We start from the raw sequence: 9,587 nt of genomic DNA, 5'->3' as shown, positions 1-9,587 counted from the left end.
GCTCGTCAGGCTCATAACCTGAAGGCCGCAGGTTCAAATCCTGCCCCCGCATCCACCGACGTTATAACAACCCGTCCAGCCCCGGCTGGACGGGTTGTTGCGTTCAGGATCTCAGCCAACTTGCCGTGAAGTTCAGCCTGTACTTCGCCACGCCGGGCGCCGGGTTCGATCACCACCTTGTCGATCAGCGATCGGATCGCCTCGATAGCCTCGCCCCGCGTGGTGTCGTCCTCCAGCGCCATTGTCAGGCGCTCGATCATCCTGGCGTAGAGGCCGGCGACGTTGGGATGGATATCGGGCATGACGGCCGGTGCCTCGGATAGCCGGACCTCAAGCTGCTGCTTCTGCTGTTCCAGGTCCGCCAGCCGGGCCTTCATGGAAGGCTGGTAAAGCCCGTCTTCGACCGCCGCCGTGATGGCGTCGATGCCGCGCTGCACTTTGGCCAGGGCCTGCCGATCATCCAACTGACGGGCGCGCAGTTCACGGTTGGACCGGTTGGCAAGTTCAACCCCATTCCTGATGGCCGTCTCGACGGCTTCGGGGGAAACCAGATTGTGGCGCAGCCCGTTCAGGACGCGGGCTTCGATCTCCTGGCGCTTGACGGTGTGGCTGTTCTCGCAGGTGCCGCGTCGGTAGCGGTTGAGGCAGCCATAGCGATCATAGGTGATGATGCCGTAATTGTCGCCGCAGCAGGCGCATTTGAGCAGACCGGACAGGAGGAAGATGGGCCGGTGCCGGTCATTCAGCCGGTTGGCGTGCGATGCGCGGACGGCAGTGATGGCCGGCTCGTACTGGATGGCCAAGGCCTGCTGGCGCTGACGCACTGCTTGCCAAAGTTCATCATCCACGATCCGCAGGTCTGGTACCTCCGTCCCAATCCAGGCGCTTTCTGGATTCAGACGGGGAACACGCTTGCCGGTTGCCGGATCCTTGATATAGCGGACCTTGTTCCATACCAGCACGCCGGCATAGAGCTCGTTGTTGAGCGTGCCTGTTCCTCTGATCGCATGCCCACGGATGGTTGTGTCGCCCCAGGCTTTTCCATTGGGCCCGGGGACCCCATCCTTGTTCAGGTTGGCGGCAATCGTTCGGGGGCTGACCCCCCGGGCAAATTCCTGGAAGATCCGTCGGACGGTCGCCGCCTCCGCTTCATTGATGCGGCGACCGCCCCTGATGGGTTCGCCATCGGCATCGAACTGCCGGATCACGTCATAGCCGTAGCAAAGCCCGCCGCCGGCCTTGCCCTTTTCGACGCGTCCCCGCAAGCCACGATGAGTCTTTGCTGCTAAGTCCTTCAAAAATAGGGCATTCATGGTGCCCTTAAGGCCCACGTGTAACTCGCTGATCTCGCCTTCCGCTAGGGTGATGATCTTGACGCCGGCAAACTGGAGCTGCCTATGCAGGATGGCGGTATCGGCCTGATCACGCGATAGCCTGTCCAAGGCCTCGGCCAGCACAATGTCGATCTTGCGCGCCTGCGCGTCTTGGAGCAGTGCCTGAATGCCGGGCCGCAAGGTCAGGGAGGCGCCGCTGATGGCGGCGTCCTGATAGGTGCCGACGATCTGCCAGCCATCGCGGGCGGCCTGTTCCCGGCAGATGCGGAACTGATCCTGAATAGAGGAGGCGCTCTGCTGATCGCTGGAATAGCGGGCATAAATAGCTGTGCGGAGGCTCATGAGTCACCGGCTTGCGGGGGTGGGGGAGCAACCTTCCTGGAAGGAATGCTATCATATTTTGTCGGTTTGGGGGCGCTGGTCGTTCGAGGTCGCCGCAGCGATCAGATCGCGGGCGATCTTGCGACCGAGAGCAGCGGCCACCACGAGTATCGCTGGATCAAGCCTATCGGCATACGCGTCGAGCGGCGTCTGGTTGCCGTCGTTGGCAGGTGGGGAAACGGCGAGGCGGAGATGGATCATGTGGCACCTTGAACCTGGGGCGCACGATGCGCCCTCTCCCCAGGCCATATGCTCCAGCCTCCAGGCCCGGCCCATCCCTCATTTGACATTCACAGGAAGCGACCCACATATGCACTTTGTGCATGTGGGATTGGGGCTTGGCGTGGTGCCGATATCCGACCATCTGTGGCGCCCAATCAGTAGGTAGCACCTGGATGGTCGAAATAGGCAGGAGCCGACGACGTCGGGTAACCGTCATCGAGCGGAACCACTCGACATCTGGGAAACGCTTCCCCGCACGGCCCTATAGTCCCACCTGCCATTCCGCAGTAACGTTTCCAAACGTGGCTTGGTGGGCGTCTACCGGTAGGTCAATGTAGTAGTGGGCACCCAGCTCAGCGGGATCGCAGCCACTGAAATGGGCCAGAACACTGAGCACGCTGCGAAGGCAACGCCCCAACCGCTGATGATAAATCTGGATGTCGTCGTGGTGCCGGTCATCAGCGAGGTCAGTGATAGATTGCGCATCGGCGAATGCCAGCATGACCTGCCCCATGGCGCCCACCAATGTCGTGGCAGGTAGACTGATCTTTTCCTCAGCGCGCGACAATGCCTTGGTCAGCTTCTGATACTGCCTCTCGAGTTGAGCCTTGCGGGCCGTGCTTGCCCGAAACCACTCGAACTCGTTGGCGTTGATTTCTTCAAGGAGGCGGACGACGCGACGGGTAGCTTCGGTGGCCGGGTCGAGTGTGATAGTCTTATGGGTAGCCTTGGGCATCGGGTTCGCTCCGTGTCTGAGGTTAGGCCCGGTGCGGGGAGCTTCCACCTTCCCCATCGGGCCGCTTGGCCGTTGCCAAGTGTTGTTACTTTACCTACAATGACGCCCTGTTGTCAACGTCAATGTAGGTAAATGTCGTCATGGCGAAAACGCATTCACTCGGGGTACGGGTTCAGCCCGAGATCAAGGAAGCACTCGAGCGTGCCGCTAAGGAAGACGTACGCTCCGTCTCGTCGCTCATTGAGAAGATCTGCGCGGAATGGCTTCGGGAGAAAGGATTTCTTCCGAAGTGATTCACCTACCCCAGCCTGCCCGTAACTGCATGGCCGAGACGGATTGAGCGCCGCAGTCCAGAGCTATCTGGTCCCATCTGTACTTAGGGAGAGAGGGATCTAAGATGAGAAATCCGGGTCACGTCCCAAAACCGCTTGGATTTCAGGCATCTAACTTACTCCTGAAAACGATTCGATGCCTCCGCCCCATATCCCCAGCCCAGCAAACTTGAAATTTGCGTACCACCTCATAGCAAACGGTGTTTCCTTTATCTGAAACGCCATGCAACATTCATAGGGCTACCCAACGGCGTGACAACCGGAGGGTAGTGCGCACCAATGCGCGATCACGAGGCATCCCGCTTTGTCGGGCGGCCTTCCGGCATACAATACCCTCGCGGGGAAACCGGCGGGGCGCGTGTCCTCGTGAACGCGTTGTCACCCGCCCGGCGCCAGCCGGAACGGATGGGTGCGCTTGTCAACACGAGGAGACAAGATGCCCGACACGAATATCGTGCCGTTGGAGCCCCATGCCGTCGGTTGCCCCTGCTGCGCCGCGCTGGTCGTGTCCGACGACGTGCACCAAGCTGCGACCGCGCTGACCACGAACATCCCCGGCGTTTCCGCCTACGATCTCTCCACCATCGACACCCATGCCCTGCTGGCCTACCGCAACACCATCGATGCTGCCGGCAATTTCATGTCCGGCGCCACCCGCTGGAACTTCGACCTGACGGCCGGGAAGGGCCTGACCTTCCTGGAGATGCTGAACTCCGATATCGGCGTCGGCACCGCCGTCGACCTGAAGTACAGCTTCGGGCAGGCCGCCAGCGGCTCCGTCACGGGCTTCCGTCCCATGAACACGGCCGAGAGGCAGATCGTCGTCGAGCAGCTGGCGAAGTGGGCCGCCGTCGCCAACGTCACCTTCACCGAGACGACCGAGAACACCGGCAAGACGCTGATGTTCGGCACGGACACCTTCACGGCGGCGGACAAGCCCGCCGCAGGATTGGGTTACTACCCCAGCGCCGTGTCCTACACTCCCTCGGCGGATGGCAAAGTAACAGCCCTCGCGTTCACGCCCCTGGCCGGGGACGTCCGCCTGGACAATGCCTGGCTGGACCGCCTGCAGGCCGACGGTTCGCTGAACCCTTCCGAATACAGCTCGATTGCCGCTGTCGCTGCCCATGAGATCGGCCATGCCCTCGGCCTCTCGCATCCGTTCGGTAGCCAGATCGACCTACCGGCCGACTACCAGGTCAAGTTGCTGACCATCATGGCCTATGACGATGTGGGCATCCTGACCTACGGCTTTACCGCCAGCGGCGGGGCCCTGCAGATCGACAACAGCCAGCTCAAGATCCTCGATATCCTGGCCATCCAGCACCTCTACGGGGCTAACACCAAGACCAACGCCGGCGACAATACCTATAGCTGGGCCCAGGACACGGCCTTCCGCACGGCCATCTATGATGCTGGCGGGACCGACACGATCGACCTGTCCACCTCCACCATGCGGTCCTCTATCGACCTGACCCCCAACAGCCTGTCGAGCATCAACCTGCGGGTGACGACCGCCGAGAAACTGGTCAACACGGCGACCATCTACCAGAGCGCCCAGAACGCCGCGATGCTCTATACCGGCGAGAACAATCTCGGCATCGTCGGCACCATCGAGAACGTCCGCGCCGGGTCCGGCAACGACCGGATCAACGGCAACGCGGTGGCCAACGAAATCTGGGGCGGCGCCGGCAATGACAGTATCTGGGGCGGGGCCGGCGACGACCGCCTGTTCCTGGGTGCCGGCAACGACCGGGTGGTCGCCGGGAGCGGCAACAACCTCGTGGACGGCGGGACCGGCATCGATGTCGCCGGGTTGGCCGGATCGGCGTCGCAGGCCAGGATCGCCCGGGCGGCCGACGGCACGCTGACGGTCACCAGGGCGGACGGTGTCGACACATACGCCGGAACCGAGTTTGTCCTCTTCAAGGATGGCAACAAACTGTTCTGGAACGTCGGCGCCAAGCTGGGCGGCGGGTTCGACGAGGGCTACTACCTGACCAAGAACCCCGACGTCGCCGCAGCCGTGGCGACCAAGGCGCTGGCCAGCGGCTTCGAGCACTATCTGAAGTTCGGCCAGGCTGAGGGACGCTTTGCCATCGACGCGCGGTCGGACCTCTATTTCGACGAGAGCTTCTACCTCGCGGCCAATCCCGACGTGGCCAGTGCGGTCGCCGCCGGTAGCTACCGGACCGGATGGGCGCACTACCAAGCGTTCGGGAAGGCCGAGGGCCGGACGGCAACCCCGTTGTTCGACCGCGCCTATTACCTGGACCACAACGCAGACGTGAAGGCCGCCGGGGTGGACCCCTGGCAGCACTTCATGACCAACGGCTGGCGGGAAGGGCGCGATCCTTCTGCGTACCTGGATGTATCAGCTTACCTGGATACGAACGTCGACCTGAAGGCCGCCGGGGTCAACCCGGTCACGCACTACCTGCTCTACGGCCAAGCCGAGGGCAGGCTGCTGGTGGCGACCGCCGACATCGGGATCGACTGGACCTACGTCGGCTGAGCCAGGCCGCCGTCTCCTCCCTGCTCATGACATCGCCGGAGCGGGACGCCGCGTCCCGCCGGCTCCATCCATAGGAGAGCACCATGAAGGAATCCGCCGCGACGGCCATTGCGCTCGGCAGCCCCGAGGCCATCCGCGCCGCCTTGACGCTGGAAGCCGGCAACGACCCGGCCCGCGTCGAGGCCCTCCGCATCCAGATGGTCGGCGGCGCCGCCACGCTGAAGCGGTTAGGTTACTGGCTGCTGGGGTTCGGCGTATTGGCCAGCATCACCGTAATCGGCGCCGTCATTGGCCTGCCGCTGTTGGTGTTCGGTGCCGTCCTTGTCTGGCATTTCGGCAAGCGGGTGAAGACCGTCAACGCCGCGTGCGACCAGTACCTCGCCTCGATCAAGTCGGGAGGCTGAGCATGCGGCTGCCGATGACCAAGCTCCTCGCCGCGCTTGTCGCCGCCGTGGGGCTGGCCGAGAAGATGATGGAACAAATGCTGGACATGGCGCTGCAGGCCATTTCGCTGGGCCTCGGCTTCCACCTCGCCGCCGCCATCGTGGTCGGCCTCGCCTTCATCGGTATCCGCAATTTCCTCGTATCCACCACAAAGGTTTGCCCATCATGCTAAAAATGAATCAATTCGCCGTCCTCGTGCTTTGCGTCACCGTCCTCTTGCCCGGCTGCTCAAAGAAAGAAGAGGCGAGTTCCGCACCGAAGGCAGCAGAGCCCGCGCCTGCAACCATCGCTGATGCGACCTCGGTCAAGAAGACGCAGGAGGCCGTAAAGGAGAAGATGGTGCCGGCCATCCCGCTGGCGGACAGGTCGACACCGCTCGCCAGCTACCGTGAATTGGATGGTGGGCGCAGGCTGATTTTTGCCTTTTTGGCCGTGAGCCCGCTGCCCCTTGACTACCAGAAGGTCGCCACGCTGACATCCACTGAGTATGCTACCGCGCGTGACGAGTTCCGCAAGCGTGACCTCATGCAGACTCTGAAGCCGCAGATCGATGCAGAGATCGAGCAGGCGAAGGCGAACAAATACTATTTTGTGACCATTGGCGGCAGGTTGGATAAATACGACTTTGAATCCAAGTCCTTCCGGCATCACGAATTCATCGACCCGACGTCTAAGATCTACTTCCAAGGTGCCACAAGCGATTATCGGTTGGGCTTCGTGAATTCCGAGCAGTTCAGGCAGGTCGTGGTGGTCAACGAGGCCACGGCCCGGCAGATCGAGACACTGCGCGCCACCGGGGATGCAAACGCCATGGCAACCAGGGTTTACTTCTTCGCGTCGGCCGCGGAGCTTGACGGGACGGTGGTCAAGGCCGAGATCGTGAAGATCCAACTGATTGATCGGCAGAACAACATCGTGTTCGAGATGTGATCGGGGCTGCCCCATGGTGACGTTGCGTCGATGCACTGGGAGGCGGGACCGGCGTTCCGGCTACCTATTCCATGCGCGACAGGAAGGCTGTACGACGAGCTAAGCTCCATTGGGCTGGTGTCCTTTCCAACGTCCTGAAGCAGGGCGTTGGAAAGGACTACCTGGGAATTCGCCGTCGTCGGTGGATGATCCCAACTAATGGGATGACGGCCAAGCCCATGGTTGTATCGCCATTGATCTGGTCACGCATCTTCGCCAATGCGATTACCCCCAGGCCGTAGCTTGGCTGAAGCAAACCTTCGGCGCTGACGAAACTGGCGCCGCCACCACGACCCACGCCAAGTTCATGGTCCCGGTCGTGGTGGCGAGGGCGGCGCCAACAGCCTCGTTCACGCCCCCGGTACGAATAGCTGAGAATTGGCCATTGGTTAGGCAATGGCTAACGACCGTCAGGCATTTGGACGGAGACGTGGTGGATTGGCTGCATGGTGGTGGTCGTGTTTACGCCGACGAACGCGCGAATGTCGTTTTCCTGATGGTCGATGAACGTGGCCAACCGGTGGGGACCGAGATTGAAGGTACGGGCTCAACGCCCTTCTCCGGTCTGGCAGCTGGCACAAGCCGCAACGCGGGGGCATTCACGATTCCCCCTCGCCATAGCGAAATCGGCCCCATGGTGCTGGTCGAAAACGCGATCGACGCGATCAGTTACGTCCAACTCCAGGCGAAGCGGACGGGACTCAGGACCGGCAGTGCTCCACCAGGGAACTGCGCAAGCCGGCTGCATATGGCGAGCGACCACAGGGCGGGCCTTGAATCATTCCATCAACCGCGTGGGCACGCCAAGCAGGGGGCCGGCGCCGGCCAGCCGCTGGTCGAGCGTATGGACTGTGGCGCCGTGCTCGGATGCCGTCGCGAGGTGGAGGGCGTCGCCTGCCCGAAGCCCGAGCCCGTGCTGGTCGGCGAACTTCGCGGCGGCCCTGAAGTGTCCGCTCGTCACCGCCAGGACGGTAAAGCTCTCCGCGACGAGCCTGTTGAACATGGCCAACGCCGCCGCGCGCTGTGGCAGGTCGATCTGTCCGGTCCGCAGCTTGATGGACAGGGCGGAGGACATCTCGGTGACGGTCCAGTCGCTGATTACGAGCAGCGTTGGGTCCTGGTCCGCCAGCCACCCCTGGATGCGCGGTGTCATGGCTTCGTTTGAAAGGGCGGCGACGATCAGGGAAGTGTCGAGGTAGAGCATCAGTAGCGGTCGCCGTCCCGCATCGACCTAACTAGATCGCCAGCGCCCTGCGCCTGCGGGGGCATGGTCGCTGTCAGGGAACGCAGCATCCCGGCATCAACCGGCTTGCGCGGCTTGGCTACGGCTGTCAGATGCGCGACCGGCTTGCCGCGCCGGGTGATGTCGATGGAGGCACCCGCCTCGACGCGGTCCACCAGTTCGCTCAGGTGAGCCTTAGCATCCGCGAGGTTGACCGTATCCATTTTATGCTCCTGACCATATAGATAGTCATATAGCGCAGAGGAGGATGGAATTCCAGCGGCTCGGGTCTGTTGCCGGCATATGGGGCGCGCCCTCCATATGCCGGCACTTACGGACCCTGAGGAACGGAAAGGTGGTGACGAGGGAAATCAGGCGACCCTAAGCACTGTCGCGCCGCGCCACCCGGACCTGTCCGTGCCTGTAAACGGCTTCCCCCTTCATCGGGACGGCGCTGGCCGGATCAGTTCCGCTCGGCGCCGACGGCGACCCCGCGCGCGAAATCCTTGTAAGTGTGCAGCGCACGGCCCAGCAGCTTCGTCAGGCGCTCGACGTCACCAGTCTCGGGGATCATGCCGTCGCTGACATAGCGCTCGGCCATCAGGCGCATCTCGTAGGCCATCCACCGAGGCATGAACCCCGCCAGGTTCTGTTCGAACCCGCTGGGATCATCGCCACCATAGACGACCGGGCGGCCCAGGGCGTCCGACCAGATCGCGGCCAAGTCCGCGCCGGTGAGGGGGGCGGGGCCGACCAGATTGATGGTCTCGTTCGACAGCTTGCCGGGGGCCTGCGCGCGGCGGACCAGTTCGATCGCGGCAACCTCGGCAATGTCGCGGATATCGACCATAGCCACGCCCTTGCCGCCGATGGGCATCGGATAGACACCGTGGTTCAGGATGACATCCTTAACCATCAGGTCATTGTCGATGAAGTAGGCCGGGCGCAGGATCGTGGCGCTGAAGCCCATCTCCTCGATCATCCGCTCGGCGCCGGACTTCACCGCGAAGTGCGGCACGTTCACGAAGCGATCAGCATGGATCACCGACAGGTAGACGACCTGATCGATACCGCACTCGCGGGCGATGTTCAAGGCGATCAGCGCCTGGGTGAATTCGTCGCCCGCCACGGCATTGAGCAGGAACAGCGTGCTGACGCCCTTGAAGGCTGCGCGTAGCGCGTCGATGTCCAGCATATCGCCCTTGGCGACATCCACGCCGGTCGGGAAACCGGCCTTGGCGGGATCGCGGACCAGGACGCGCACGGTGGCACCGCGATTGATGAGCTGTTGGACGATCTGGCGGCCAACACGGCCGGTGGCACCGGTAACGAGGATGGTCATGGGATTATCTCCGGGTTGGGTGATTGGATGGATGGAGAAATGACCGATCCACGCGAAGGCCAATAGCCGCTATATCTGAACAGATCGTCT

Annotated in this window: 11 protein-coding genes and 1 pseudogene; 6 read left to right on the top strand and 6 right to left on the bottom strand. The window is 62.6% G+C overall.

The window, feature by feature from the left end; genetic code table 11:
* Positions 1 to 11: 11 nt before the first annotated feature.
* The 3 genes from ACODSP_RS26205 to ACODSP_RS26195 form a co-directional block, all read right to left on the bottom strand.
* Positions 12 to 1,676, bottom strand: a complete 1,665-nt coding sequence (locus ACODSP_RS26205) for a recombinase family protein (protein WP_488968462.1) — start codon at positions 1,674 to 1,676, stop codon at positions 12 to 14.
* Between the two features lie 51 nt (positions 1,677 to 1,727).
* Positions 1,728 to 1,916 (bottom strand): hypothetical protein, encoded by a 189-nt coding sequence (locus ACODSP_RS26200; RefSeq protein ID WP_488968461.1) that lies wholly within the window; start codon positions 1,914 to 1,916, stop codon positions 1,728 to 1,730.
* A 283-nt stretch (positions 1,917 to 2,199) separates the two neighbouring features.
* The gene (locus ACODSP_RS26195; protein WP_488968460.1) at positions 2,200 to 2,673 is read right to left on the bottom strand and encodes a hypothetical protein; all 474 of its coding nucleotides are present in this window, start codon (positions 2,671 to 2,673) and stop codon (positions 2,200 to 2,202) included.
* 140 nt (positions 2,674 to 2,813) lie between these two features.
* On the opposite strand from ACODSP_RS26195, the gene ACODSP_RS26190 reads away from it, so the two are divergent.
* The 6 genes and pseudogenes from ACODSP_RS26190 to ACODSP_RS26165 all read left to right on the top strand — a co-directional run.
* Positions 2,814 to 2,966, top strand: a complete 153-nt coding sequence (locus ACODSP_RS26190; protein WP_488968459.1) for a type II toxin-antitoxin system antitoxin — start codon at positions 2,814 to 2,816, stop codon at positions 2,964 to 2,966.
* 475 nt (positions 2,967 to 3,441) lie between these two features.
* Positions 3,442 to 5,520 carry a matrixin family metalloprotease gene (locus ACODSP_RS26185; protein WP_488968458.1) on the top strand — a complete coding sequence of 693 codons (2,079 nt, stop codon included), beginning with the start codon at positions 3,442 to 3,444 and terminating at the stop codon, positions 5,518 to 5,520.
* An 83-nt stretch (positions 5,521 to 5,603) separates the two neighbouring features.
* Entirely contained in the window at positions 5,604 to 5,924 is a 321-nt protein-coding gene (locus ACODSP_RS26180) for a hypothetical protein (RefSeq protein WP_488968457.1), read from the top strand.
* A gap of 2 nt (positions 5,925 to 5,926) precedes the next feature.
* On the top strand, positions 5,927 to 6,136 hold the full coding sequence (locus ACODSP_RS26175) for a hypothetical protein (RefSeq protein ID WP_488968456.1): 210 nt from the start codon (positions 5,927 to 5,929) through the stop codon (positions 6,134 to 6,136).
* Positions 6,137 to 6,138: 2 nt separating this feature from the next.
* Positions 6,139 to 6,894, top strand: coding sequence for a hypothetical protein (locus ACODSP_RS26170; RefSeq protein WP_488968455.1), 756 nt, complete (start codon positions 6,139 to 6,141; stop codon positions 6,892 to 6,894).
* Positions 6,895 to 7,240: 346 nt separating this feature from the next.
* Positions 7,241 to 7,504, top strand: a pseudogene (locus tag ACODSP_RS26165) (DUF3991 domain-containing protein); the annotation flags it as partial.
* A 207-nt stretch (positions 7,505 to 7,711) separates the two neighbouring features.
* On the opposite strand, the gene ACODSP_RS26160 reads toward ACODSP_RS26165, so the two are convergent.
* From ACODSP_RS26160 to ACODSP_RS26150, 3 genes are all read right to left on the bottom strand, one after another.
* Positions 7,712 to 8,137 carry a type II toxin-antitoxin system VapC family toxin gene (locus ACODSP_RS26160; protein ID WP_488968454.1) on the bottom strand — a complete coding sequence of 142 codons (426 nt, stop codon included), beginning with the start codon at positions 8,135 to 8,137 and terminating at the stop codon, positions 7,712 to 7,714.
* Positions 8,137 to 8,379, bottom strand: a complete 243-nt coding sequence (locus ACODSP_RS26155; RefSeq protein ID WP_488968453.1) for a type II toxin-antitoxin system Phd/YefM family antitoxin — start codon at positions 8,377 to 8,379, stop codon at positions 8,137 to 8,139. Before ACODSP_RS26155 ends, ACODSP_RS26160 begins: the two co-directional genes overlap by 1 nt.
* 239 nt (positions 8,380 to 8,618) lie before the next feature.
* Complete coding sequence (locus ACODSP_RS26150; protein ID WP_488968452.1) at positions 8,619 to 9,497, bottom strand: SDR family oxidoreductase; 879 nt, start codon at positions 9,495 to 9,497, stop codon at positions 8,619 to 8,621.
* Positions 9,498 to 9,587 lie beyond the last annotated feature (90 nt).

The sequence above is a fragment of the Niveispirillum sp. FG156 genome (assembly GCF_057809555.1).
Note: the sequence above shows the minus strand (reverse complement) of the source record. Positions and strands in the feature narration are given on the sequence as shown.